The organism is Microcoleus vaginatus HSN003 (assembly GCF_022701255.1).
GTDB classification, from domain to species: domain Bacteria; phylum Cyanobacteriota; class Cyanobacteriia; order Cyanobacteriales; family Microcoleaceae; genus Microcoleus; species Microcoleus vaginatus_B.
Map to the genome: position 1 here is coordinate 5,801,686 of NZ_CP031705.1, position 26,875 is coordinate 5,828,560.

Here is a 26,875-nt window from a genome sequence, read left to right on the forward strand (position 1 = left end):
CGGGCTAGAAGCAACGGCCCACAAGCAAATTATTCATGTGTTGTGGAACAGCCATCTTGCCTGTTGCTAAAACTGTTGCCCTAAAATCATGTGTTGTGGAACAGGCATCTTGCCTGTTGCTAAAACTGCTGCCCTAAAATTCATCTATTGTGGAACAGGCATCTTGCCTGTTCTTAAAACTGCTATAAGATGTGAGTTTTTATGTATTGTGCGATCGCTGGTTGGACTGTGAAGATGGCGCGATCGCCCTTTTGGACTTTTTCGATTAATAACCTCCGTCTCAAGGATTCGACGGCTTTGAGGAATGATGAGCCTAAAAAATCTCTAAAGGAATAAATGTTTTAATATCAATTCTGCAAAGTACGGTTGCGTATAGATAGATTGCCGGCTATCTGTAGGGACACGTTAGTGCCGTGTCCCCTACTCGGAACTAGCTCTATTTCCCGTCTAATTCGCTAGCTACAAATAACTAAGCTAAAAACTGGAATTGAGTACCGTTAACTGCCAATGCAAACGGACTCGCTTGTTCAAATGCACCGAGAAGTTCAAAGCTGTTGGTATTTAGAACTACCCCCACAATCTGTCCGGTAATTATGTTCTCAATCACCATGTCGTTGATAATTCCGTCGTTATCGTAAGCAATCAAATTGTCGTCTTCAAAGAAAAGGTCTAGTTCTGTTAAACCGTCCGTCAAACCGATGCGATCGCCCTCGTCAAAGTTAAAATCGGTAACGACATCTGCTGCATTTATACCAAATGCTTCCTCGTTGCTTCTGAGCACTAATATGTCAGCACCACTGCCTCCGGTGAGCACGTCAAGTCCCCGATCGCCCACCAAGAAATCGTCGCCCTCATTGCCGTCTAAATCGTCGTCTCCTTGCCCTCCCCGCAGGATATCGTTCCCGAACCCTCCGAAGATAAGGTCATTTCCGGCGTCGCCCCTAACTACGTCGTTGCCTTCATTTCCATCCAGGAGATCGTTCTCTTTCCCGCCGTAAATTATGTCATTTCCGCCACCACCACCGATAATATCATTGCCGTTATTTCCTAACAGACGTTCGTTGGAATCCGACGAGCCTCCTATAGTATCGTTGCCGTCGAGTCCCCAAACTCCCCAAGGAAAAGACGACAAATTTCCATTCCCTACGTCAATCTCATCGGGTGTAGCGAAGGCCAAAAGACGTGGCCCGCCGCCAGCAAATACAGGAAATCCCGTCACATCGCCAATGAGATTGTTAACCGTTAAAGCCATAACTATGTCCTTTCAAAATTCCTGTTAGCTGTATTATATATGTTAATTCTTGCATTGCCAAATAGCAAGGATGTTGGGATTTTTGCCACAACTTTTACTTTTATTTCCTAAATTAATGACACGCAGCCTGCTGGCTGATAGCCAATTACCAATTACCAATACTTCGGCTACGCGAGTGTATAAGTTACCAAATCCCAATTCCGAATTCCCAATTACCAGGGCTGTGCTTCATTCAACTCACACTGGCTATAGATCTCGCCTCTGAGTCAAATAGCAGTAGTTGCTGACACTATCCGCTACTGTCTACCGCTTATAATGGGTGTTACCCCCCAGGCGGTAACACGTTAATATCACCTATAACGTCGAGACTGAGAGGTTGTTTGTGAATAAAAGTAAAAGTCCCTGGGCCCCTCGTCCGAGAAAAAACCCAGTTTCCGATACCCACACACAAACTTTACAAACAGGATCTAAGCTTTTTACAAAGCCATAATCGCCGATCGCTGACATTCTTTGGCAAAATCCACTGCTTTCAGGTGTTTTACTCATGTCTACTCCTAAATCGTCTTCCCCTCAAAACAACAACTCCGTAAAATCACTGCCAGCGACAGATATCGTCCCAACAAAGCAAGACAGCAACAATCTGCCCAGCGAACCAAGTATAGAACAGCTACTGGAAGCTTTGGCGGGTCAAGTACCCAGTCAATCTTCAGAAATTGAACCCTTGAAAACGTGGAAACAAGATTTACAGCGATTGTTTCAATTTCTCGGCGACCGCCGCGTTTTAATCGCAGTAATACAACCAGGAACTTTTGCCCTGCGGTACGCTAACGCAGCACTTTGTCGCTTGGCCGGTTGGGAGGAAACGTCCTTGGCAACTCAATCTACCAACGGTTTGTTTGCAGAAACCGACATCAGTCTGCTGCAAATGTTCGAGGATGGGGACGGCAAAACAGCAGAACAATTGTACCGCCGCCACCTTTTGCACTGGGTATTTAAGCAATATTATCACATTGAAATCGAGGGTTTGCGGGTGCTAGACGAACCTGTCACGGCGAGTGTAAAAAACCCCAAACACCGAGAACCCAGATTTATAAAATTTTGGCTGGGTTCGGAACAGTTAAAAATTACTCGAATTGACTCAAAAATAGATGAATTTGCGGATATTTCTTTAAGATTAATGCCTGTTGTGGAACAGGAAGCTTGGCTGATGCAGCCGAATCAACTGGAAAATTTAGCTGATCGATTGCAGTTGGATAATTACCGCGTAGAAGGCTGGCTGCTACTAGAAGGTTTTGATGTCACCGTGCAGGAGCAAATTCGGCGGGTGACTCAGTTATTGATTGATCAAGATTCGATGCTGCGGGCAGACAAATTTGAGAGAATCGATCGGTGTTTGCGATCGCTATTCAATGCTGACGGCACTTTGTTGCTGCGGCCAGACGGCGATCAGGTACAGCTATTAGTTGCAAAAGATGGCCAACATTTGCAGCCGATTCTTTATTCAATGCACTCCCTAGAAGCTTCTCACTTTTTGAAGGCCACAGCAGCAAATCAAGTTTGGAACGTGCCAGACTTGCGTAGGGAGTGCGAAACCGAGTGCGATCGAACTTTGCGGAGAATGGGAACTCGATCGATGCTGCTGGTGCCCCTGGTAGTGAAATCTGTCACCCGCGAGGGGTGCGGGGTGCGGATTTTGGGTGTCGTGGGGCTGTTGTGCGATCGGCCCAACCACTTCAACGGCATTGACGCTCAACACGCCCAAGAACTCATTCCCGCCTTCATTGCAGCCCTCCGGCAAGCCATCCAGGAGCGGTTTACCCACATTCACAACATCCACCCCGCAGTCGAGTGGCGGTTCGCCCAAGAAGCAGAAAGGCGAAGTTGGGGACTCCCCCCAGAAACAATCGTATTTGCTGACGTTCATCCGCTGTACGGAATTTCGGACATTCGCGGTTCTAGCGACGAAAGAAACCGAGCCATTCAAACTGATTTGCTCGAACAATTCCGCTTAGGTTTAGTCATAGCTGATGCCGTTTGCCAAACACAAACTACCCACCTCGGCGAGCAACTGCGACTCGACTTGCTCGACTACATCCAGCATTTAAAACAAAAAGTAACAGTCGATATGGAGGTGCGAGCAGCCGAATATTTAAACGACCGTTTAGAAGTATATTTTGACTATTTTGTGCAGTGTGGCCCCAGGGTTCAGGCAGCAGTTGAAGCTTACCAAGCAGCCTGTGAAAACGAACACAACTGCGTTTACAGCGATCGCACCCGCTACGACCAAATGCTGAACCTAATCAGCACCAAACTCCAAGAAACCTGGGCCCGCTGGCAAGAAAAAATGCAGCAAATTCTTCCCCACTATTGCGACATCGAATGCACTGACGGGCTCGATCACATGATTTATGTAGGAAAATCGATCGACCCCAAATTCAGCCAGTTTCACCTGCACAGTTTGCGGTACGAACAACTGCGAGCAATTTGCGACTGCGGCCGCACAGTTTTTCGCCTGCAAGCCGAGTCTCAAATTAATATGGAACTCGCACATTTAGTCTTAGTGCAGAATACCACGATCGACATTTTTCACAACGAAAACACCGAAAAAATGTTTGACGTAAAAGGCACTCGCGACATCCGCTACGAACTCGTGAAAAAGCGGATTGAAAAAGCCGTTGACAAACACGCACAAGAGCGAATTACCCAGCCCGGAATGTTAACGATAGTTTATTCAACCGAAGACGAATGGGAAGAGTACCAACAATACTTGCGCTACTTGTCTCGCGAAGGTTGGGTAGAGCCAAAAGTTCAGACGGGTCTGGTAGAATCACTGCAAGGAGTCAGCGGTTTAAAATTCGCCCGCGTCCGCATTTTACCCAACCCTGAATCAATTATTCATGTCAGTGAAGTTACGGTACTAAACGATTGAAAATCTGCCTTGAAAATTTCTTTAAGTTGGGAATTGCGCGTTGCGAGTAAACGCGCCACTCCCAACTTAAAGCGCCCATATTTAATGTATTTTGCTTGTGATGCGCGATTTAAAAATACACGATGGAGATCACACAAAGCCCCGGTAATTTAATGTTATATTAATTAGACTTCGCTCCTGTTTAATTTTAAATTAATTCATGTTAAGTTTCTCTGAATACCGCATCGACTCTACTCTGCACGAAGGCGTCGAAACAATAATCTATCGCGCACAAAGACCCACAGACGGGCCCGCAGCAATTCTGAAAGTCCTCAAAGCCGAATATCCCACACTCGAAGCCATTACCAGGCTCAAACACGAATATCAAATCCGGCAAAATTTAGACCGCGAACAAATTGTCAAAGCCATCAGTCTCGAAACCTTTGACCACAGATTAGGACTGGTTTTAGAAGATTTTGGCGGCGAATCTCTCGGAAATTTTTTGGAAAGAGAAACACTGAGTGCGATTCCCTTCAAGATAGCTTCGCTTCACGAAATTTTAAACATCGCTGTCCAAATCGTCAAAGGCTTAGAATACCTGCATCAAAATCATATTATTCACAAAGACATCAAACCCAGCAACATCATAATTAACTCCCAAACAAAACAAGTTAAACTCACCGACTTCGGCATTGCCACAAAACTCAACAAAGAAAACCCGCAATTTAATAATCCCAACTCCGTCGAAGGCACATTAGCCTATATGTCTCCTGAACAAACCGGGAGAATGAACCGCACCCTCGACTACCGCACCGACTTTTATTCCCTCGGAATTACGTTGTATGAAATGGTGACAGGTAAACTGCCTTTCGCCAGCAGTGACCCCTTAGAAATAGTTTACAACCACATTGCAGTTCAACCAGTATATCCCCATCACATCAATTCTGAAATACCTGCCGCCATTTCAGAAATAGTGATGAAATTGATAGCGAAAAATGCCGAAGATAGATATCAAACTGCTGGCGGATTGTTAGCTGATTTAGAAATTTGTTTGCATCTGTTAGAAACCACCGGAGAAATTGCCGACTTCATCCCGGGACGCTTAGATATTCTCAGCCAATTGTTAATCCCCCAAAAATTGTACGGTCGGGAAAATCAGGTTAAGGAATTGCTAGCAGCATTTGAACGTGTAAGGGTGGGTTTAGCTAACAATTTGTTAGAAAAGCCAACAGCCTTAGAACTAAATCCGCCCGCATCAGGAAGCAGCGAATTAATGCTAGTCTCAGGCTACTCAGGCATCGGTAAATCAGCCGTAGTCAACGAAGTTAGCAAACCCATTACTAGGTCAAAAGGTTACTTCATCAGCGGCAAATTTGACCAATTACAACGCAACATTCCTTATGCCTCCTTAATCCAAGCATTTAACTCTTTGCTGCGGCAATTGCTAACAGAAAGTGCACTTTCATTAGAAATATGGCGCACTAAAATTTTAACAGCAGTGGGAACAGACGGCCAAGTAATTGCCGACGTAATTCCCAAAGTTGAATTAATCATCGGCAAACAGCCAGAAGTCGCCGAACTCGCCCCTGTAGAATCACAAAATCGCTTCAATCGGGTATTCAAAGAATTTATTCGAGTGTTCGCGCAAAAAGAACACCCCCTAGTTATCTTTTTAGACGATTTGCAGTGGGCAGATTCAGCAACATTAAAGTTAATGCAAATACTGATAACTGACCCTGAGCAGCAATATTTGTTGCTCATCGGTGCTTATCGAGACAATGAAGTTAGTCCCACCCACCCCTTAATTCAGACTGTAGAAGAAATTGAAAAAACTGGTACAATAGTCAACAATATTGTGTTGCAACCGCTGGATTTGGCAAATGTGACGGAATTAGTCACTGAAACACTTAACAGTAGCACAGAAAAAGTAAGCAACCTAGCAGATTTAATCTGGAATAAAACGGGCGGCAATCCTTTTTTCTTGACGCAATTACTCCAAGCACTTTATCAAGACTATCTTTTAAAATTTGACTTTAATCCCATTCCAAATGAGGGAAGTCAAGGTAGCTGGTATTGGAGTATCGATGAAATCCAAGCCATTGGAATCACCGATAAAACTGTGGTAGAACTGGTAGCTTCTCGCATTGAAAAGCTGCCCCCACCCACGCAAGAAATGTTGAAGCTAGCAGCTTGCGTGGGAGATAAATTTGCTCTTGATGTGTTATCACTTGTTAGCGAAAAGTCAGCTAATACTACAGCAACTGAACTTTATTCAGCTTTGCAAGCAGGGTTAATCCTGCCATTGAGCGATGCTTATCGCATTCCTTTAGTTTTCGATCGCGCCGAATCAATCAATCTCAAGTTAGACACTTCGCGGGTAACATACAAATTTTTGCACGATCGCGTCCAGCAAGCCGCATATTCCCTAATTCCCGAAGACCAAAAGCAATCCACCCATTTAAAAATCGGTCAATTACTGTTAGAGAATTCTCCCCCCGACAAGCTAGAAGAAAACATTTTTGATATCGTCAATCAATTGAATGTCGGAATTGACACGATTAGCCAACAGTCAGAAAAGACGCAGTTAGCAAAATTAAATTTAACTGCTGGACGCAAGGCAAAAGCGGCGGCTGCTTATGAAGCTGCTGTTAGGTATTTGCGGGTGGCTATGGAATTATTGCCAGCGGAGTGTTGGCAAAGTCACTATGAGTTGACCTTAGCCATTTACGAGTCAACAGCCGAATCTGAATACTTAAATATTAACTATGAAAATTCAAAAAAGCTGGTTGACATCGTACTGCAAAAAGCTAAAAACTTACGGGAAAAAGTGAATGTTTATGATCTTCAAATCCAGTCGTACAATGCTCAAAATAGACTGGTAGAATCACTAAATACAGGACTGGAAGTGCTGAAACTGTTAGGCATTTCTTTTCCTCAAAACCCCAACGCGCTAAATATTGTGGCGGGACTGATTAATACAAAACTGAGCTTGGGATTGAAACCAATTGAAGATTTAGCTAACTTGCCAGAAATGATTGATCCCGACAAACAAGCAGCCATGCGGATTTTATCAGGGATTCTCAGCACTGCTGTTCAGGCTAAGCCCCGCCTGGTACCGCTACTGGCATCTAGGATGGTCAAGCTGTGCATTAAATATGGTAATTCGCCTTATGCGAGTATTGCCTACGTTTTTTATGGCGTAGTTATGTACAAGCTAGGGGACAGTAGTTTGGCATACCAATTCGGTCAACTGGCAATTAAGATGTTAGACAAATTTCCATCCCGTTCAATCAAAAGTAGAGTTTATACACCCTTTGGTTCTTTTATTAACCACTGGAACGCCTCTGTCCAGTCAGGATTAGGCGATCTCAAAGAAGGTTTTCAAGCTGGGATCGAAACTGGAGAGTTAGAATATGCTGGTTATTCTATTGGTGAATATTGCTTCAAAAAACTGTCGATAGGAACTCCTCTAGATTTGGTGGATCAAGAGACTGGTAAATATATGAAACTAATGCAGCAATCTCAACTAGAAATGGCTGTACAGTATATAAGTATAGGCAGGCAGACAACCCTCAATTTGCGCGGTCAAGCTGTCGAACCCTGCCATTTAGTCGGTGAGAGATTTAATGAAGTCAAAACGCTCCCCGTTTTAATAGAATCTAAAAACTTTTTTTTAGTGAGTTTGGTTTATCAGGCCAAAACTCAGCTTAATTTTATCTTCAGAAACTACGCGGAAGCATTGGAAAATTCAATGTTATTTGAGAAATACGAAGAAGCTGCAGCCGGATTTTATGTAGTTTCCCTGAATAATTTTTACTCCTCTCTCAGTCTTCTCGCTTTGTATGCCCAAGCTGAGAAAGGGCAGCAAAAGCAATATCTGAAAAAAGTGCTGCGAAACCAAAAGAAGATGAAAAAATGGGCAGTTGATGCTCCGATGAACTATCAACACAAATACGACCTGGTAGCAGCCGAGAAAGTGCGAGTGTTGGGTCAAAATACCCAAGCAATGGAATTGTACGATCGCGCAATTGATGGAGCCGCCAAAAACGGTTACATTCAAGAGGAAGCATTAGCCTATGAATTAGCAGGAGAATTCTATCAATCTTTGGGAAAACACATAATTTCTCCAGCATACCTTACCAAAGCTTATTATGCTTACATCCGCTGGGGAGCAATTGCCAAAGTTAAAGAGTTGGAATTGAAATATCCTTTCTTAGTAGCACAAACGCGCACAACAGAAACCCCAACCCTCGATGTCACCCACACTGCCACGGGAAATACTACCAGTAGTAGTTTAGGCGATTTCTTAGACTTAGCTACTTTTATCAAGTCGGCGCAAGCCATTAACGGTGAAATTGTTCTAGAAAAATTGTTGACCCAATTAATCAAAATTATTTTAGAAAATGCGGCGGCTCAAAAAGTAGTGCTGCTGCTGCTGAAAAACGATATCCTCTGCATAGAAGCTACTGGCAGTTTTGCGGAGGATAAAGTGACACTTTTACCCTCTATTCCCGTAGAAAATCGTCAAGATGTTCCCCTGTCTGTGATTAATTACGTACACCGCAGTCAAAAGCATCTGGTTTTAGACAATGCGACTGTCGCCGAACCTTTTAACGTGGACACCTACATTCAGAAATATCAACCAAAATCAATTCTCTGTTTGCCGATTATTTATCAATCTCAGCGACGCGGAATAATTTATTTAGAAAATGCTTTGACAGTAGGAGCTTTTACCGCAGAGAGAGTAGAAGTATTCAAAGTGTTAATTTCTCAAGTTGCTATTGCTGTAGAAAATGCTGGTTTGTACGCGCGGGAGAAAGAAAAATCTCAACAGTTAGAAAAATCTTTCAATGAATTGCAACAGGCGCAACTGCAACTCATTCAAAGCGAAAAAATGTCGGCTCTCGGCAACTTGATTGCAGGGGTTGCTCACGAAATTAACAATCCGCTTGGTTTTATCGCGGGCAATCTTGATGCTGCTGCTGAGGCTAGCTTAGATTTGATTGATTGCTTACAACTTTACCAAGAAAAATTTCCTAATCCTGGAGATGAATTACAGGAGAAAGCATCGGACATCGAGTTAGAATATTTGATCGAAGATTTGCCGAAAATGCTTTTATCTATGAAATCAGGTACAGACCGCATCCGCAATATTAGCAAGTCTTTGCGGACTTTTTCCCGCGCTGATAGTGCGAATAAAGTGTCAGCAAATATTCATGAGGGCATCGACAGCACTTTGATGATTTTACAGTATCGCCTGAAAGCTACAGATACTCGCCCCACGATTAAGATTATCAAAGAATATGGAGATATCCCGCCAGTTAAATGTTATTTTGGGCAACTGAATCAGGTATTTATGAATTTGCTGGCAAATGCGATCGAGTGTTTTGACGAGTTTAATCAGGGTCGTACTTACGCTGAAATTGAAGCTTTACCGAATACGATCGCCATTATCACTCATCTCGGGGAGGATAACAACAGCGTGGTGATTAAAATCAAAGATAACGGTCAAGGAATGTCATCGGAGGTCAAGTCGAAAATATTTGACCACTTATTTACTACCAAAGGAGTAGGAAAAGGTACGGGTTTGGGGTTGTCTATCAGCAGGCAAATTGTGGAAGAAACCCACGGCGGTAAACTGACTTGCGAATCCGTGCTGGGAGAAGGTACAGAATTTGCGATCGCACTTCCTTTGAATTAAGGGACTCGGCGGTTGAAACGGGTTTTTTTCGGTTGATAGTCGTGGGGGCAAAAATCCGGTTTCTGTTGGTAATTTCGTGATTTTAGGATGGTTGCGAGAAACCGGGTTTTTTCGGTTGATAGCACGGACTCAGAAGCAATAACACAAGTTTGGAAATTTGTCAATGTCTAATTATCTTTTAAATAGTTCGCTGTTGACAGTCTACATTCGGCAGTATTGTAAATATGCAGTTACATTGTTATCTAAATCATGTAATAACTGTATTTGATAGGAGTTTTTCGAGTGAACGCTGCCGAACAAGCCAGAAATATAGAAGTTGCCAGCAAAATTGCTGCGGTTGTTAATTTATTCAAGTCCGAATTCCCGGATGCAAAAGTTGATTTGAAACCTTGGATGAATGACGAGGATACCAGAGAACTTGTCGATCCAGATTCGATCGACATTGGCTTCCATTTTCCCGGTAGAAGCCGCTTGTTGCAAAGCCGCAGCATCTTGGTTCAAATCCGATTTTATCAAGATCCCGTGGAAGGATATCAGCGGGCGATCGGAGTTGAGGCAGCCGGTTACGATCATACTGGGCAGCAGTGGCGCTTTTCTACTGTGGAAAATTGGAATTTTCTGGGCCAAACCGAACCTGCGGTGGAGTCGGCGCAAAAACTCAAACACTTTTGTCAGCAGATTTTTGATTTGTTTAATCAGTCATTCGGCGATTGAAATCGCTTCTAGACGAACGAAGTCCACTCCAAGCGGACTAAGAAATAAGCTGGATTTGGTATTAGTCCCGATTGTCGCAATTGTCGATCGATCTACAGCCAACTGCATAAACAGATTTGTAAGTAGTCGATCGCTTGCCAAATAAAGTATAGCGGTTGTCGCGGACTTGTTCGTAAACGCGATCGCCCATCCACTTCATCCCCGGCATTGCCCGATAAGCAGCCACAAACACCTCGCCAGCAGGCAATATCCGTCCGATTTCCTCCGCCGCATCGCTGCCTTGCCAGCGACGTTCTGGATTCTCTGCATCTATCAAAATCATCCCCATTTCGCAGTCTTGAGATGTAATTCCAAAGCGATTTAATTGCTCTAAATCTTGCATGGAAATATACTCAAAATTTTGGCCTTTATCTAAATTTTCTAGTACCTGCACCAAGGTAACGCAGAGATTGCAATTACCATCGTAAATTACGTTATATTTCATGGTTACGGGGAATAATGAATTGGGCATTGGGCATTGGGCATTGGGCATTGGGCATCGGGAATAGGTAATTGGTAGTAAATAACTACGGACTACGGACTACTGACTACTGACTATTCCCCACAGGAATCTCGATCGCAAATTCCGTACCTTGACCGGGTGCGGAATGGCATTTAAGCTGGCCGCCGTGCTTTTCCACTACAATTTGATAGCTGATCGACAGCCCCAAACCAGTACCTTTACCCGGTTCTTTCGTAGTGAAAAACGGATCGAACAACCTTTCCTGAACATCTATCGGAATCCCCGGCCCGTTGTCAGCAATCCGAATCACAATATGAGAAGGATGCCGAACCGAAGCATCAGAAACAGCAGAATCTGCTTGCATCAAAGCATCCTGTTCATATTTTACATCCGTACAAATCCGCAGCGTCGCCGAAGGACAATAAGGAATAGGTGCCAGTTCCCCCTCGGCCCACTTTTTGGTTTCCATTGCCTCTTCCAAAGCATCAATTGCATTGCCAATAATATTCATAAAAACCTGATTCAACTGTCCTGCATAACACTGTACGCGGGGCAAATTGCCGAACTCTTTGAGCAGCACAATTTTAGGACGCCCTGCCGTTTCTTTCAACCTGTGCTGCAAAATCAATAAAGTGCTTTCAATCCCTTCGTGAATATCCACCTGCTTTTGTTCGGCTTCATCTAATCGCGAAAAATTCTTTAGTGACAGCACAATTTGGCGAATTCGCTCTGCTCCCATTTTCATCGAACTTAACAGCATGGGCAAATCTGTGAGCAGAAAATTCAAATCGACATCATCTATTTCTTGTTTAATTGCCGGTGTTGGGTGCGGGTATTCCTGCTGGTAAAGTTGGAGCATTTTTAGCAAGTCTTTAAAGTAATCGTCAGCGTGCATGACGTTGCCGTAAATAAAGCTAACTGGATTGTTGATTTCGTGAGCAACGCCAGCGACTAATTGTCCCAAACTTACCATTTTTTCATTTTGAACCATCATGCTTTGAGTTTTATGCACGTCCCGCAGGGCTTTTGCCAATTCTTGATTTTTAGCCCTCAATTGACTTTCGGAAAGTCGCACCGCTTCTTCTGCGTGTTTGCGATCGGTAATATCTTTGCGAATTGCTACATATTGATGAGGTTCTCCGTTGGCATTTAAGAAAGGTACAATGGTAGTATCCAACCAGAATAATGTGCCGTCTTTAGCTTGATTTTTCATTTCTCCCCGCCAAACCTTTCCCTGGCGGATGGTTGACCAAAGCTCTCTGAAAAAATCGGCGGGGTGATAACCAGAATTAACAAGTCGGTGGGTTTTGCCAATCAGTTCTTCTCGGGAATATTTAAATTGTTCGCAAAATTGATCGTTGACATAGGTAATGGCTCCGAATTCGTCGGTATTCGAGACAATTGCCGATTGATCCAAAGCAAATTTTTCAAATTCCAACTCTTTGAGAGTTTGGCGTAATTCTGCTTCTGCTTGTTTGCGATCGCTAATATCGGTAATCATCCGTAACACCCCTGAAAATTCGCCCTCAGCGTCGAACATCGGCGTCGCCGACACGATCGCCCACAAGTGAGATCCGTCTTTGCGAGTAAACTTAAAATCGTGGCGTTCGCGAATGCCTTGCCGCCTGCGCTTGACGTAAGTTTCTGCTATTTTCCTAGAGTCGCCGTCTATAAACTCAAATAGCGATCGCCCCAGCATTTCCTCTACAGTATACCCCAGCATTTCGCCCATCCGAGAGTTAGCAAAAGTCGTGATACTTTCGCTGTCAAACATCCAAACGCCCTCCGAAGCTGTCTCGACAATGCAGCGGTAATAATTCTCCCTCTCCCTGAGTGTTTCCTCTGCTTGCTTGCGATCGGTAATATCAGTTTGCACCGCAATAAAACCTTCGAGTTCACCATTTTCCTGATAAATGGGGGCAATCGAAAGCGCCACCCAATAACCCTTTCCATTCTTTTTGTAATTGTAGATTTCCTGATTAAACGGCACGCCCGCAGCTAAAGCCGATCGCAGTTGAGCAATAGTTAGCGGGTCTGTTTCAGGGCCTTGCAGGACATCACCCGGTTTTTTTCCCTGCATTTCTGCCAGCACATAACCACTAATCCGAGTAAATCCTTCATTCACCCATTCAATGCAGCCTTGAGCATCAGTAATAATCACACCATTTTGGGTTTTTTGAGCCACAATAGCCAACCGCGACAACTCGGTTTCATTTTTTTTGCTTTCCGTAATATCTTCAGCAATACCCAGAATGTACTTAGGCGCGCCCGAATCGTCAAACAAAGGAACTTTTTTCGTGTGCAAAATCCGCTTTCCCCGGTGGGGAAGTTGGATAGTTTCTTCAGGCAAATCGACGCCTTTTCTCGTTGCTAGCACTTCTAAATCTTGTGCTTGCAAGTAATTTGCCTCCTCGGGCTTCAACAAGTCAGCAGCATGATTTAAGATCACTTCATCCCTGGAATAGCCAAACAATTCTTCGCTAGCAGTATTCCAATAAATAAATTTTTGCTCTACAGCATCTTTAATGAAGACGCTAATCGGCAGATTTTGCAGTACCGCATTCAGAAAATCTTGAGTGTTTCGCAGGTTTTCCTCAGCTCGCTTTCGTTCAGTAATATCCAAAATTACTCCGTCGAGATAAACAACCCGACACAGAGAAGTTGCGATCGGCGATACCGGCGGAATCGGCGAAACCACAGCCGACAAAAAGCCCTCAATTTCCCCTTGTCCCTCTTGTTTTCCTCTAGCCTCTTCCGCCTCGCAGCAAACAGCTTTGCCTTTTTCGTAAACCCAGCTAATTTCGCCGTCAGCCCGGACAATCCGGTATTCAAGGATGTACGGAGTTCTGGTTGCTACACTTTTTTTGACAGTAGCATCCACATTTTTGCGGTCTTGAGGATGGATAATGCTGGCAAAAGAACGGACGCGATCGTTGATAAAATCAGAAGATGGATAGCCTGATATTTCTTGAACAGCCTCGCTCAAAAACGCCATTGTCCGTGTTAATCCACCGTCGCCCGTAAAGTCGCAGCTACAGCGGTAGACAGCACCGGGAATATTAGCTACTAAATTTTTATATCGTTCTTCGCTTTTTAACAACGATTGGCCTTCTTCGTTATTCTGATCGCCGTTCTTAAATTTAGAAGAATTGGAAGAAATTTGCATGGTTTTTTTTCACTTGTGAGTGCGGGGGCAAGTGTTAGAGTAGATGACCCTATAAAAAGTGAATTTAATTTGCGTAACAATTCGTTATAAACTAATATAGTACAAAATCAGTTCTGCGAACCTTCAGAAAATTTGAGGTTGGCTAATAGGTAGAGCTAATCAAGGCTAGAGATATAGAAAACAGTTCGGAAACGCATTGTCTAGCGGATTTAATGGATTTAACTCACGCCCAGAGCACCATTGTCAAGAACAGGCAAGATGCCTGTTCCACAACAAGTGCATTTTCTTGTGGGGAGCACCATTGTCAAGAACAGGCAAGATGTCTGTTCCACAACAAGTGCATTTTCTTGTGGGGAGTACCATTGTCAAGAACAGGCAAGATGCCTGTTCCACAACAAGTGCATTTTCTTGTGGGGAGCACCATTGTCAAGAACAGGCAAGATGCCTGTTCCACAACAAGTGCATTTTCTTGTGGGGAGCACCATTGTCAAGAACAGGCAAGATGCCTGTTCCACAACAAGTGCATTTTCTGGTGGGGAGTAGGGGTTGGGCAGGAGAACCCGCTCATAAAAAGCTTATTGAGAATGGTGCTCGGATTTAACAGATCGATGTTGAGGTTCGAGGGATAAGAGGGAAGATTTTCCCATTTTCCCAGTCTCCCAGTCTTCCAGTCTCCTACTCCCCCACTCTCCCCCTTCCCCACTCCCTCACTCTCGTTAGAATAAGATAAGTTGCCTTGCTACCGATCGCCCCTCAAACAAAACACCATGACTCAACAACAACCCCGGATTTGCATTCTCGGCGGAGGCTTCGGCGGACTCTACACAGCCCTGCGCTTGAGTCAGTTACCCTTCTCCAAAACCGAAAAACCCGAAATAGTTCTCGTTGACCGCCGCGATCGATTTTTGTTCGTTCCCCTGCTGTACGAACTCCTGACCGGCGAACTCCAAACCTGGGAAATTGCTCCACCATTTGCCGAACTATTGGAAAATACAGGCGTGCGCTTTTGTCAAGGCACTGTCTCCGGCATCGATGTCGAGCAAAAGCGAGTGCAGTTGCACGACGGGCCAGAAATTCCGTGCGATCGCCTTGTTTTAGCTTTAGGTGGCGAAACGCCCCTAGATATGGTCAAGGGTGCGGTTGAATATGCTTACTCGTTTCGCACTCTCGACGACGCCTACCGCTTAGAAGAAAGACTGCGGTTTTTAGAAGCCAGCAACAACGACAAAATTCGGGTGGCGATCGTCGGCGCCGGTTATTCAGGAGTAGAATTAGCTTGTAAATTAGCCGATCGACTCGGAGACAAAGGTCGCGTGCGGTTAGTAGAGCAAGGCGACATGATTCTGCGGACATCGCCGGAGTTTAACCGCGAAGCCGCCACCCAAGCTTTAGAAAAACGGAAAGTGTGGATCGACTTAGAAACAGAAGTAGAGGCGATCGGATCGGACACCATATCCTTACTTTACAAAGGACAATTAGATGTTCTCCCCGTAGACATAGTGCTGTGGACAGTAGGAACTCAAGTTAGTCAAGCAGTGCGATCGCTACCTCTCAAACAAAACCAGCGCGGTCAATTAATTACATCTCCGACATTGCAAATTATCGACCATCCAGACATATTTGCCTTGGGAGACTTAGCTGAATGTTACGATGCAACTGGTCAAAAAGCCCCCGCAACAGCCCAAACAGCCTTCCAGCAAGCTGACTACACCGCCTGGAACATTTGGGCATCCCTCACCGGCCGTCCTTTACTTCCTTTCCGCTATCAGCCGCTAGGAGAAATGATGACATTAGGAATTGACAACGCCACCCTCGCTGGTTTAGGAATTAAACTCGACGGACAACTAGCCCACATTGCTCGCCGCTTAGCTTATCTCTATCGGATGCCAACATTTGATCATCAGCTAAAAGTTGGTTTCAATTGGATTAGCAAGCCGATTCAAGAGTTGCTTAAAAGCTAATTCATGCTTCTTCAAATAGATACAGTAGATTCCACATTTATGAAGTACACCCCCACTCGATACCCGTAGGGGTACTCCAAGAGCCCAAGGCGTGTCAATTTAAGGCTCTTTCCCTCAGTCCGTCAGTCCGGCAGGGGTTTCAACCCCTGCCTCAAAGCTGAAGTCCTCTAAAAGAGGACTAATAGACATCTCCTAAGAAAATTTTGGAAGCCTTGCCGTATTTGGACAAAAACCTAATTTTGGGAGATGTCTAATGAATTATTCAGTCCTCTTTTAGAGGACTTTAGCTATTAAGCTGTTCTGCCTTTAAATTGTCTGTCAAAAAAAAGCAAAGTCTTGTGGGGTGGGCGTCTCGCCCGCCCTGAATACACAATTTAAATGCGCGACAGCTTAGACAGGGAATTCATTCCCTAGCGGACTGGCGGGCGAGTGCGTCAGCTAGAGAATCTTAGCCAAAACAAATAATGCAAAATCTAACAGTTCAACAGCCAAAAACCGAACTTCCGCCCCTAATTCAGCGGGAAATTCTGTTCGGAAATCCCGAAAAAACTAGCCCCAGACTTTCACCCGACGGCAAGTATCTCGCCTACATTGCACCCGATGAAAACAACGTTTTGCAAGTGCAATTGCGTACCGTCGGTCAAGCAGACGATCGCCAACTGACAGCAGATAAAAAACGGGGCATCCGCATCTTTTTCTGGACTTACAGCGGCGAAGAGTTAATTTACCTCCAAGATGCCGAGGGTGACGAAAACTGGCATTTATTCTCAGTCAATATCCAGTCAAATCTGGTTCGCGACTTGACACCATTTCAAGGCGTTCAAGCTCAGCCGATCGCCTTTGACCGCAACTTCCCCAATGAAATATTAGTGGGAATGAACATCCGCGATCGTAGCAAACACGACGTTTACCGCATCAACCTCAAAAATGGTGCCGTTGAATTTGACACCGAAAACCCAGGTAACATAGTCGGTTGGACTGCTGACGCCCAATTCCAAGTGCGGGCGGCCACAGCCACAACTGCCGATGGCGGCTCAGAATTGGTGTTTCGAGAAACCGCCGACAAGTCTTGGGAAAGCCTGCGAAGGTGGGGGCCTGATGAGGAAGGTGGTGCCGTCATGTTCTCAGAAAACGGCAAAATTCTTTACATGATGGGCAATCATGATGCTAACGCCGAACGTTTGATCGCATTAGACTTAGAAACCAAACAAGAAACTGATCTCGCCTCTGACCCAGAATACGATGTCGGCGGCATTGTCGTACACCCCACCAAGCGAGAGATTCAGGCGGTTTCCTTCTACAAGGACAAGCAAGAGTGGCAGATTTTAGACCAAAGCATAGCAGAGGATTTTGAGGATCTCGGCAAATTCCGCCCCGGCGAATTCTCCATCACCAGCCGCAACCTCGCCGATACCACTTGGCTAGTCGCTTACATGACAGACGACGGCCCAGTTTACTACTATGCGTACGATCGCGCCTCCAAAACCTTCACCTTTCTGTTCAGCAACCAACCCAAACTCGAAGGGCTACCACTATCATCAATGGAACCCATTTCTTACACCGCAAGAGATGGTTTAACCATTCACGGCTACCTGACAAAACCGGTTGGTGTCTCAACACCCGTACCGACAGTCTTGCTTGTTCACGGTGGCCCCTGGGCACGCGATACCTGGGGTTACAATCCACAAGCCCAATGGCTGGCAAACCGAGGTTACGCCGTTTTGCAAATCAATTTTCGCGGTTCCACCGGCTACGGCAAAGCCTTTCTCAATGCCGGCAATCGCGAATGGGCAGCTAAGATGCACGACGACTTGCTAGATGGGGTGAATTGGCTTGTAGAAACAGGAATTTCCCAAGCAGATAAAATTGCGATTATGGGCGGTTCTTACGGTGGTTATGCTGCTTTAGCGGGATTGACTTTTAGTCCCGATGTTTTTGCCTGCGCCGTCGATATTGTCGGGCCAAGCAATTTGATTACACTGCTGCAAAGTATTCCGCCTTACTGGGAACCGCTCAAAGCAAGTATGTATCACCGCGTCGGAAATCTGGAAACAGAACCAGAGTTTCTGAAATCGATCTCGCCTTTATTTTTTGTCGATCGCATTCAGAAACCTTTGCTAATCGCCCAAGGTGCCAACGACCCGCGAGTGAAAGAAGCAGAAAGCGAGCAAATTGTCAATGCCATGAAGCAAGCCGGCAAACCTGTAGAATACGTGCTTTATACAGACGAAGGACACGGATTTGCGCGGCCGGAAAATCGCCTGCACTTTTATGCGATCGCCGAAGAATTCCTAGCCAAATATTTAGGAGGCAGATTTGAACCTGCGGGCAACATTGCCAATCATTCTGGCGTGGTGAATCCGCAAACAACTCACAACTAAAAAAGTTTGTAGTGAGGACTGAAGTCCTCAAACCTAAAATTCTAGGCAATCAAGACTAAAGTTCTTACTACAAACAAATAACAAATAACAAATGACCAAAGTAATTTTTTTAGACGCCGCCGGTACACTATTTGACGTTCGCGGTAGCGTCGGCGAGGTATACGGAAAATTCGCCCGCAGTTGGGGAGTAACTGTTTCTAACGAAGACTTAAATACAGCTTTTTTCCAAAGTTTCGCCTCCGCAAGTCCGATGGCATTTCCCGGAACAGAATTAGCAAAGATTCCCCAACTAGAATTTGAATGGTGGCAAGCAGTTGCTGCGAAAGCTTTTCAAATAGCAGGGGTTTTTCACCAATTCTCAGACTTTCCCAAATTCTTTGCCGAACTCTACGCTCATTTTGCCACCGCCGAACCTTGGTTCGTCTATCCCGACGTATTGCCAGCCTTAAATAAGTGGCAGCAACAAGGAATTGAATTAGCAGTAGTATCGAATTTCGATTCCCGACTTTATGCAGTATTAAAAGCACTAAATTTAGCCGAATATTTCACATCAGTGACAATTTCCACCGAAGTTGGTGCAGCCAAGCCCGATTCTCAAATTTTCACCGCAGCTTTGCAAAAGCACAACTGCATTGCCGAGAATGTGTTACATATCGGCGACAGCTTCAAAGCAGATTATTGCGGTGCTAAAAATGCGGGATTAAACGCAATTTGGTTGAATCGCCAACAGGAAAAACTAGATTTAGGCAAATTGCCTTTAATCGAGTCTCAAAAAGTTGAGGAAGTGGCCAGTCTGGATTTTATATAAGTCAGGATTTACTCACTCCCACAAAGAAATCGGCTATTTTACCTAATCTGCGGGTTGCAACGAAGTATTTTTGGAAAAGAAAAAACGTTTTTTGGGTATCTATACTAAGTCCTATAAATATGATTTTTATGAGGTCAAGGTTAGGATTTTTATGAATTGACTTTGAGAGCTATTTATTGAATAATATGGATAATTTAACCACAGAGAGCGCAGAGGGCGCAGAGGAAGAGAAGAGAGGGGTGATTTATATATCTAATTTTTACTGGAAAGAACTTTATGGAAACTCGGCTCACTCAAACTCAGTTAGCACAGGTAGTCGCTGAAATCGACAAGTTATCGCAGCAGCGCGAGTTAGAATTGGAGCCCGATCAGGTAAGAGAAATTTTACGAGAGTTGAATCTTCCTGATGAGCTTTTAGAAGATGCGATCGCCCAAATGCGCCGCCGCGAAGCGCTAGAACAACAGCAGCGACGGAATCGCTGGATCGCGATCGCCTCGACAGGCGTTGTCATTTCTGGGATCGGTATAGGCGTGCTGTTCGGGCAAAATCAGCAACAAAAAACTGCTCAAATTGTCGCCGGAGAAGACCGAATTGCCCTATCTCAAAAGGGCGGTGACAGCCTTACTCAAGTCAATCGTCAAATCAATCCCCGTATCTACTACCAGGTGACGTTGCAAAATGCTCCGATCGGTCGTGAGTTGTCTTTACAATGCGACTGGATTAATTCTAGCGGTCAAACTGTGCATCAGGGCAGGTATCAAACTCGCACGATCGATACTGCGGTTTGGAATACGCACTGCTTTTACGATCTCGGCTCTGCTGCCGCCCCAGGCAAATGGGAAGTTCGGATGTCCCTGGATGGGCGCGTCATCAGCACTGAACCTTTCATGGTGAAATAAATAGACTTATCCAAAAAAGCCTGTTTTGAACAGGCAAGATGCCTGTTCCACAATGATTATTGGAGCTCTCTAAATAGACTTATCTAAAACAGCTTGTTTTGAACAGGCAAGATGCCTGTTCCACAATGATTATTGAAGATATCTAAATAGACTTATCCAAAAAAGCCTGTTTTGAACAGGCAAGATGCCTGTTCCACAATGATTATTGGAGACATCTAATGGGTGCGATCGACAAACCTTCACATTTTATCGGCTACTGGGGACTCGACGATCGCACAAAAACGCTCAGCCGTTTAGCCCCAGACTACTGCATTCGGCAGGGCAAATTATCCGAGTGGGCGATCGCCTCTGCATCTGTACTCACGGCTGACACAGTGACGCTGAATGCTTGCGGGCGATTTCAGCCAACCGATTTACCGGGAGATGCTTGGGTGGCGGTAGAAGCGAAACAGCTACGGCTGGGGCGCGATCCGTTTGGGCGAGTGCCGTTGTACTGGATGCAGTTGGGAGAAACGATTTGGTTTTCGACGCAAATGCAATTGCTGCTACCGCTGATTGCTTCCCCTCAAATTAGCCCGATCGCCCTCCACAGCTATGCTTGCTTTTCCTACGTGCCCACGCCGTTAACGCCGATCGAGCAAATTGCATCCGTAGCAGCCGGAAGCGAGATGATGTGGCAACTTTCAAATGTTAACGATCTGCCGAAAGTAGGCGCGGCGAAGCTATCCTCTAGGGAATCGCTGCAATCGGCTTGGCAAGAAGCACCCCAATTACTGCGCCGTGAGGATGAGGCGATCGCACAATTGCAAGGGCTGTTGCAACAGGCGATCGATCGACAAGTGGCCGATTTGCCGATCGACGAACCCGTGGGCGTTTTACTCTCCGGTGGCATCGATTCTTCCCTAGTGACGGCGCTGCTAGTGAAAGCAGGCTTGCAAGTGCGCGCCTATGCCCTCGATTTTGGTGTCGAAGCCTATTCCGAACTGCCCTACGCGCAACAGGTGGCGGACTTTTTCGGGATTCCGCTGATCCGAGTGGCGGCGACGGGCGATGCAGTGTTGCGGGCGATCGGGCCAACCGCCAAAGCCCTCGATTTACCCTATGGAGATGGCACAACAGCCGCGCTGTTTTTGCTCAAAAAGGCGGCGGCGCAAGAGGTGCGAGTTGTATTCAATGGCGAGAATGGCGATCAGCTATTTGCTGGATGGACAAACAAGCCTTTGATTGCACACGGAGTTTACAGTGCAGAACATCCCGCCGGAAGAGAAACTTTTGAACAGCAGTATTTGCGGACATTTCAGCGCTTTTATGGTTATGAAAAACAGATTTTTTCGCCAGAAATGCTCGATCGCATCCAGTCTCACGATTTGAGCGTTTACCTGCAAGACGCGATCGATCCCGAAACCTGTCCTTCCCTGCTAGCGAGGCTGCGGCGGGCTTCGCTGATGCTCAAAGGTGCCCAAAATATTCAGCCGAGGGCAACGGCGTTGGGGTTTGCTTGCGGTTTGTGGGTGCGATCGCCCTTTTGCGACCCCGACCTCACAGCATGGACGTTTCAACTGCCAGGAGAGCTGCTACTGCAAGGTGCGTGCGAAAAATACATCCTCAAAAAAGCGTCCGAACGCTGGCTGCCGCCGGAAATTGTCTGGCGGGAAAAGCGCGGGATGGGTGTGCCGTTGAAGGTTTGGTATTACCGGGAGTTTTGGGCTGCGATCGGCGATCGGCTGAATCCGAATCTGTTGCGATCGCAAAATTGCTGGCAACCTTATTTGCCAGACTCAATGTTATCGGGACAACTCGGAGTTGCTATGCGCGATCGCTATATTGGCAATAATCTCTGGCTGCTGCTGATGTGGCAGGCATGGCGAACCGAGGTTTTATGCGAAATTCCGGTTAAGCGATCGCTGGATCATGTGTTTTGGTTGCCACCGGCGATCGGACAACGCATTTGGAAATATCGAAGGAGGTTGACTGTTGATTGTTGACTGTTGACTGTTGATTGTTGATTGTTGACTGTTGACTGTTGACTACTATTCACTCGATTTTACAATCTTTCATCTTCCATTTTTTATCTTCCATCTTCCATCTTCCATCTTCCATCTTCCTTCTTCCATCTTCCATCTTCCTTCTTCCATCTTCCTTCTTCTATATGACCGAATCTTTGCTACAGAATGAAACCAAAACACATTCGCCACCGTTCTCGGAAGCATTAGCCAAGCGACTTTTGTCAACTTATGGTTCGCCCTTATATGTGTATCAGGCCGAGATACTCAATCAGACCCTTGAGCATATTACGCGATCGATCGACTATCCCCACGTTCAGTTTCATTTTGCCACCGTCACTAACGGCAATATTGCTCTGTTGCAATTGATTCAGCAGGCTGGTTGGGGGCTACACGCGAATACACCGGGGGATGTTTTTTTAGGACTGAAAGCGGGTTTTACGAGCGATCGCATTGTCTACACCGGCAGTAACCTCAACAGGGCGGATATTCAGCAATTGATTGAATGGAAGATCGATCGATTCAATTTCGATAGTCTGTCGCAACTCCAGGATTTTTGCGAATATTCGCGCAGTCAACCGCGATCGATCCGTGCCGAAATCGGACTGCGCCTCAACTCACCGGAATTGACGGGAGACAGTCGGATTGGAGTGCGTCCCGCCGAATTCGAGAAAGCCAACGAAATCGCGCAGCAGCAGGGGTTGAGGATTACCGGATTGCATTTTTATCGGGGGACAGGTACGAACGCCACGAGTGCTTTTACGCAGGCGATCGATCGGCTAATTGCGATCGCCCAACAGTTACCAGATTGGCGAACTCTCGATTTTGGCGGTGGTTTTGGCTATCCCTATCGAGGCGGTGCAGTGTTTGACTGGCGGGAGTTTGGTGCGGCGATTACTGAACGATTGAGTGCGCTATCTCGCCCGATCGAGTTGGTGATTGAACCGGGACGATCGGCGATCGCAGGTTGTGGCGTTTTGCTTGCGAAAGTTGTGTCGGTGAAGTGGTTGGGCAATCGGCAAATTGTCGGGGTGGATACGACTGTATCAAATCTATCGGTACCTGCGGTACACGGGGGCTATCGGGCGATCGCAACTTGGGAAACCGACGATGTATCGCGACATGAAACGGATATTTGCGGCAACACGACTTATTCGCGGGATTATTTGGGGCGCAACTGTTGGCTACCGAAACTCAAAATTGGAGATGCGATCCTGATTTTGGATAGCGGGGCTTACGGCTATGCGATGTCGTCGCATTTTCTGCACCGCCCCCGCCCTGCTGAGGTGTTGATTGATGCTAAGGGCGATCGATTAATTCGACAGCGAGAAGACTATTCTATCTTGTTAAACGGGCAAATCTTTTAAACAGGATTTACGCATCTCTCTTCTCTTCCTCTGCGATCTCTGCGGCCTCTGCGGTTAAATCATTCCGAAAAAACCGTAAACGATATAAATCCATTAAATTAATCAGGAGTAAGCGAAATGGGGATGAAATGCGTCCAGTGTCAAACCGACAACATTTTGAGCGATCGTACCAGGAACTCAGGACGCTGTAAACGGTGCAACCATCCGTTTGTCTTTGAACCCACTACCGTCACTGATAAAAAGTTGGCATTCACCGATCCCTTTTTCAAAAAGGCGATCGAAAATATTTCCAGCCAAAATATGTTGTTTTTTACGCACAAACAGTTTTTGTATTTTATTGACCAAAAGCTTAAATCTCGCGTCCCACCAACCACTTGGATTGTTTTATACTTCTTTTATAGCGGAGTTGTGGGCATCTTCGCCCTTACTTGGGCTACTGCTATTTTTCCGTCACAATTCGCAGTGGTTATTCCCTTCGCTCTCTACAATTTGATTTGGATATGGCGAGTTTTCTACGACAGCAAATCTCCTGCTCAAGGTATTCGCGGCAGAAGAAATAATGCTAAACTCCTCCAGATTTTAGGGGTAATTATTTTAGTGCTGGGCATTTCAGGAAGCCTGATATTTGATTATTTTTCAGGATACATCGTAGCGATTACACTAGGGCTATTTTCCTACTGGCTCGGCATATCACAAAAAAATCGCCTACACGAAATTAGTGAAGTATTTATTGTCAATGCAGCGCAGAGCGATAAATGGCTGCGAGACTGGCAAACAGTCAACGGTACATTAGAAAAACTGCTGCCTGCTGCTCGTCAAGAAGCTTTATCCGCCACCATCGATCCCGAAGTTAGCGCCTACAGCTTCGATCGCGCAATTATCTGCGACAGTGACGAAATAGCTCAATTCCTAATTGCCAACAACGTCCATTTTGAAAACAACTGCGCCATTCTTAGTATTAGTGGCTATCCCCAAAGCATCTTCAACACCGTGATTGAAATGCTGCGCCGTAATGCCGATTTGAAAGTTTATGCGCTGCACAATGCGAGCCCTGCTGGAGTTCGCTTGGTAAATCAACTGCGAACTGATCCAAACTGGTTTGCGAATCAAGCGGTGACGATTTTTGATTTGGGAATTTCTCCCCGTCAAATCTTAGTAACCCGTGATATGTTTGTGCAACAATCTCAAACAATGGCACAAATCGCCCGTCAATTACCCGAGGCTGTAAGGCAAAGTTTAACAGCCGAAGAACTAGCCTGGCTGGATGCAGGCAGTTTTGTGGAATTGGAATCGTTTACGCCGCAGCGGTTGTTGCGCGTGGTGAATTATGGACTTGCTCAGAGTGGCGATCCGCAGACCAATGACGGCTTAATATTAGTGGATAATGCTGTCGGGTATGGTGGTGGCTATGTGTTTGTCTCCGATAGTTTTGGTTAGGGCGTGTTTTCAAACTTTATATTAGACTTATTAATAATAAGCTTAAAAAGTCTTGAAACTTAGTCTGAATAAGATTTTTAGCGCTCTTTTGTTAAAATCATAAAAAGCTTATCTTTGTAAGGGCTTCAGCGATTTTAAAATGAGGAGCAAACAAGCTGAGATTAACTCGGTGAGTAAAGGTTTCAGATTTTTTAATTTCCCCCCACGGGGGGAAATTAAGTTTAAATTGTGTGAAATTTGCCTTTAACCCGCCGTCCTCTGGTTTTGTTTGTGTAGCCGCGGTTTCTAAGGGCCCGGACTTCTAACCGCCTGGACTTATTTAAGTCGTATACTCCGCATTAATCTTCACGTAGTCGTAACTTAAATCGCATCCCCAAGCTTTCGCAAAACCGCTGCCACTCCCCACACTAACCTGAATTAAAACCGTATCAGCCTTCAAATATTCCCCCTCCGCAGCCGCTTTCATATAATTACTTGCAGCAGCGCGATCGAACTCTTTAGGTTGTCCGTTTTCCATCATCAAAAAATCCCCCAATTGAATCCGCAAATTCTCTTGGTCGAAAGGTACACCAGCGCGCCCAGCCGCCGCCGCAATTCTGCCCCAATTCGGATCGCGTCCGAAAATAGCAGCTTTCACCAAAGAAGAACCGACAATAGTTTTGGCAATTTTACTCGCAGAAACTTCATCCAGCGCGCCACTAACTTGCACTTCCACCAAACAAGTTGCACCTTCGCCGTCACGGGCGATCGCCTTTGCTAAATGTACGCAAACTTCTGTCAGCATCGCCTCTAATTTTTCAGCATCTGCGCCCATTTCCGTAATTGCTGGTGTGCGGGATTGACCATTCGCCAAAGCAATTAGCGAATCGTTGGTACTGGTATCGCCGTCTACAGTAATTTGATTGAAACTTCTGTTAGCCGCCCGACTCAGCATTTCTTGCCACAAATGCGATGACACTGCTGCATCGCAAGTTACAAATGCCAGCATTGTTGCCATATTCGGGTGAATCATTCCCGAACCTTTGCAGATGCCGCCGATGCGGACAGGCCGATCGCCAAACATGGTTTCCAGGGCGATCGTTTTCGGCACTAAATCAGTCGTACAAATAGCCTTAGCCGCCGCATCCGAACCAGTTTCCGATGCCTCAGCAACTAATCGCGGAATTCCCGCCCTCAGCGGCTCCATTTTAATCCGCTGTCCGATGACGCCAGTGGAGGCCAAAAGAATTGATTCTGGAGGAATATTCAGCGCTTTTCCCAACAAATTGGCACTTTCGAGGGCATCTGCCATACCTTGTTCGCCAGTAGCAGCATTAGCTTGTCCCGCATTGCACAAAATTGCTTTCGCGCTGGGTTTAGCTTGCAAAAGCTGGCGGCAGTAGTCCACGCAAGCGGCCCGGACAGTCGATGTGGTGAAGACTCCGGCGGCGATCGCGTCTACCTCTGACAAAATTAAACTTAAATCCGGCAAGCCTGAAGGCTTCAAACCCGCTGTAATTCCCGATGCTCGATACCCTCTGGGTGCTGTAACTCCGCCGTCAATTTCTTTCCAGTCCGACATCATGACCTCCCTAGTAGCCTTCAATCTGCTGAAAGGGGATTATACCATTTTAGATTTTAGATTTTAGATTTTAGATTTCGGCGTGAGCGCTCAGTCGAACGATTTTAGATTTTAGATTTTAGATTCCCCATTCTTTTGGGCGCAATTTCCCATTCCCCATTCCCCATTCCCATAAAACTAATCGCGGCTTCCAATCTAGAGTTAGAACTCAAGA

Annotated in this window: 16 protein-coding genes; 12 read left to right on the top strand and 4 right to left on the bottom strand. The window is 45.7% G+C overall.

The annotated features are described in order from the left end of the window. Positions 1-109 precede the first annotated feature (109 nt). Positions 110-232, top strand: a complete 123-nt coding sequence (locus D0A37_RS29185) for a hypothetical protein (RefSeq protein WP_278187107.1) — start codon at positions 110-112, stop codon at positions 230-232. Between the two features lie 237 nt (positions 233-469). Here D0A37_RS29185 and D0A37_RS25005 read toward each other — a convergent pair whose 3' ends face one another. Next, positions 470-1,252, bottom strand: coding sequence for a calcium-binding protein (locus D0A37_RS25005; protein ID WP_242718533.1), 783 nt, complete (start codon positions 1,250-1,252; stop codon positions 470-472). A gap of 544 nt (positions 1,253-1,796) precedes the next feature. On the opposite strand from D0A37_RS25005, the gene D0A37_RS25010 reads away from it, so the two are divergent. From D0A37_RS25010 to D0A37_RS25020, 3 genes are all read left to right on the top strand, one after another. After that, positions 1,797-4,181, top strand: a complete 2,385-nt coding sequence (locus tag D0A37_RS25010) for a GAF domain-containing protein (RefSeq protein ID WP_242718536.1) — start codon at positions 1,797-1,799, stop codon at positions 4,179-4,181. Between the two features lie 199 nt (positions 4,182-4,380). After that, positions 4,381-9,861 carry a trifunctional serine/threonine-protein kinase/ATP-binding protein/sensor histidine kinase gene (locus tag D0A37_RS25015; RefSeq protein ID WP_242718538.1) on the top strand — a complete coding sequence of 1,827 codons (5,481 nt, stop codon included), beginning with the start codon at positions 4,381-4,383 and terminating at the stop codon, positions 9,859-9,861. 282 nt (positions 9,862-10,143) lie between these two features. Further along, positions 10,144-10,575, top strand: a complete 432-nt coding sequence (locus D0A37_RS25020; RefSeq protein ID WP_242718540.1) for a Tery_1686 family protein — start codon at positions 10,144-10,146, stop codon at positions 10,573-10,575. Positions 10,576-10,636: 61 nt separating this feature from the next. Here the strand turns inward: D0A37_RS25020 and D0A37_RS25025 are convergent, their stop codons facing one another. After that, positions 10,637-11,059 carry a thiol-disulfide oxidoreductase DCC family protein gene (locus tag D0A37_RS25025; RefSeq protein WP_242718542.1) on the bottom strand — a complete coding sequence of 141 codons (423 nt, stop codon included), beginning with the start codon at positions 11,057-11,059 and terminating at the stop codon, positions 10,637-10,639. A gap of 103 nt (positions 11,060-11,162) precedes the next feature. Beyond that, positions 11,163-14,243, bottom strand: coding sequence for a PAS domain S-box protein (locus D0A37_RS25030; protein ID WP_242718544.1), 3,081 nt, complete (start codon positions 14,241-14,243; stop codon positions 11,163-11,165). Between the two features lie 319 nt (positions 14,244-14,562). On the opposite strand from D0A37_RS25030, the gene D0A37_RS25035 reads away from it, so the two are divergent. The 8 genes from D0A37_RS25035 to D0A37_RS25070 all read left to right on the top strand — a co-directional run bounded on the left by D0A37_RS25035 (position 14,563) and on the right by D0A37_RS25070 (position 25,100). Further along, entirely contained in the window at positions 14,563-14,844 is a 282-nt protein-coding gene (locus D0A37_RS25035; RefSeq protein WP_242718545.1) for a hypothetical protein, read from the top strand. Positions 14,845-15,010: 166 nt separating this feature from the next. After that, positions 15,011-16,204, top strand: a complete 1,194-nt coding sequence (locus tag D0A37_RS25040; RefSeq protein ID WP_242718547.1) for an NAD(P)/FAD-dependent oxidoreductase — start codon at positions 15,011-15,013, stop codon at positions 16,202-16,204. Between the two features lie 464 nt (positions 16,205-16,668). After that, on the top strand, positions 16,669-18,585 hold the full coding sequence (locus tag D0A37_RS25045; protein ID WP_242718549.1) for a S9 family peptidase: 1,917 nt from the start codon (positions 16,669-16,671) through the stop codon (positions 18,583-18,585). Between the two features lie 91 nt (positions 18,586-18,676). Beyond that, the gene (locus D0A37_RS25050; RefSeq protein ID WP_242718551.1) at positions 18,677-19,393 is read left to right on the top strand and encodes an HAD-IA family hydrolase; all 717 of its coding nucleotides are present in this window, start codon (positions 18,677-18,679) and stop codon (positions 19,391-19,393) included. A gap of 276 nt (positions 19,394-19,669) precedes the next feature. Further along, on the top strand, positions 19,670-20,293 hold the full coding sequence (locus D0A37_RS25055; RefSeq protein ID WP_242718553.1) for a DUF3859 domain-containing protein: 624 nt from the start codon (positions 19,670-19,672) through the stop codon (positions 20,291-20,293). 218 nt (positions 20,294-20,511) lie between these two features. Further along, positions 20,512-22,278 (top strand): asparagine synthetase B family protein, encoded by a 1,767-nt coding sequence (locus tag D0A37_RS25060; RefSeq protein WP_242718555.1) that lies wholly within the window; start codon positions 20,512-20,514, stop codon positions 22,276-22,278. A gap of 164 nt (positions 22,279-22,442) precedes the next feature. Next, positions 22,443-23,663, top strand: coding sequence for a diaminopimelate decarboxylase family protein (locus D0A37_RS25065; protein WP_242718557.1), 1,221 nt, complete (start codon positions 22,443-22,445; stop codon positions 23,661-23,663). Positions 23,664-23,780: 117 nt separating this feature from the next. Continuing rightward, a complete protein-coding gene (locus D0A37_RS25070; RefSeq protein ID WP_242718559.1) occupies positions 23,781-25,100 on the top strand; it encodes a toprim domain-containing protein in 1,320 nt (439 codons plus the stop codon). Positions 25,101-25,419: 319 nt separating this feature from the next. Here the strand turns inward: D0A37_RS25070 and argJ are convergent, their stop codons facing one another. Further along, the gene (argJ, locus tag D0A37_RS25075; protein ID WP_242725749.1) at positions 25,420-26,661 is read right to left on the bottom strand and encodes a bifunctional ornithine acetyltransferase/N-acetylglutamate synthase; all 1,242 of its coding nucleotides are present in this window, start codon (positions 26,659-26,661) and stop codon (positions 25,420-25,422) included. Positions 26,662-26,875 lie beyond the last annotated feature (214 nt).

Bases quoted from the DNA above. Each gene is read 5' to 3' on its own strand.
- D0A37_RS25055 (WP_242718553.1), top strand. From the start codon at position 19,670: ATGGAAACTCGGCTCACTCAAACTCAGTTAGCACAGGTAGTCGCTGAA.
- D0A37_RS25060 (WP_242718555.1), top strand. From the start codon at position 20,512: ATGGGTGCGATCGACAAACCTTCACATTTTATCGGCTACTGGGGACTC.
- D0A37_RS25050 (WP_242718551.1), top strand. From the start codon at position 18,677: ATGACCAAAGTAATTTTTTTAGACGCCGCCGGTACACTATTTGACGTT.
- D0A37_RS25045 (WP_242718549.1), top strand. From the start codon at position 16,669: ATGCAAAATCTAACAGTTCAACAGCCAAAAACCGAACTTCCGCCCCTA.
- D0A37_RS25015 (WP_242718538.1), top strand. From the start codon at position 4,381: ATGTTAAGTTTCTCTGAATACCGCATCGACTCTACTCTGCACGAAGGC.
- D0A37_RS25040 (WP_242718547.1), top strand. From the start codon at position 15,011: ATGACTCAACAACAACCCCGGATTTGCATTCTCGGCGGAGGCTTCGGC.
- D0A37_RS25065 (WP_242718557.1), top strand. From the start codon at position 22,443: ATGACCGAATCTTTGCTACAGAATGAAACCAAAACACATTCGCCACCG.
- D0A37_RS25030 (WP_242718544.1), bottom strand. From the start codon at position 14,243: ATGCAAATTTCTTCCAATTCTTCTAAATTTAAGAACGGCGATCAGAAT.
- D0A37_RS25005 (WP_242718533.1), bottom strand. From the start codon at position 1,252: ATGGCTTTAACGGTTAACAATCTCATTGGCGATGTGACGGGATTTCCT.
- D0A37_RS25025 (WP_242718542.1), bottom strand. From the start codon at position 11,059: ATGAAATATAACGTAATTTACGATGGTAATTGCAATCTCTGCGTTACC.
- argJ (WP_242725749.1), bottom strand. From the start codon at position 26,661: ATGTCGGACTGGAAAGAAATTGACGGCGGAGTTACAGCACCCAGAGGG.
- D0A37_RS25070 (WP_242718559.1), top strand. From the start codon at position 23,781: ATGGGGATGAAATGCGTCCAGTGTCAAACCGACAACATTTTGAGCGAT.
- D0A37_RS25010 (WP_242718536.1), top strand. From the start codon at position 1,797: ATGTCTACTCCTAAATCGTCTTCCCCTCAAAACAACAACTCCGTAAAA.
- D0A37_RS25035 (WP_242718545.1), top strand. From the start codon at position 14,563: ATGTCTGTTCCACAACAAGTGCATTTTCTTGTGGGGAGTACCATTGTC.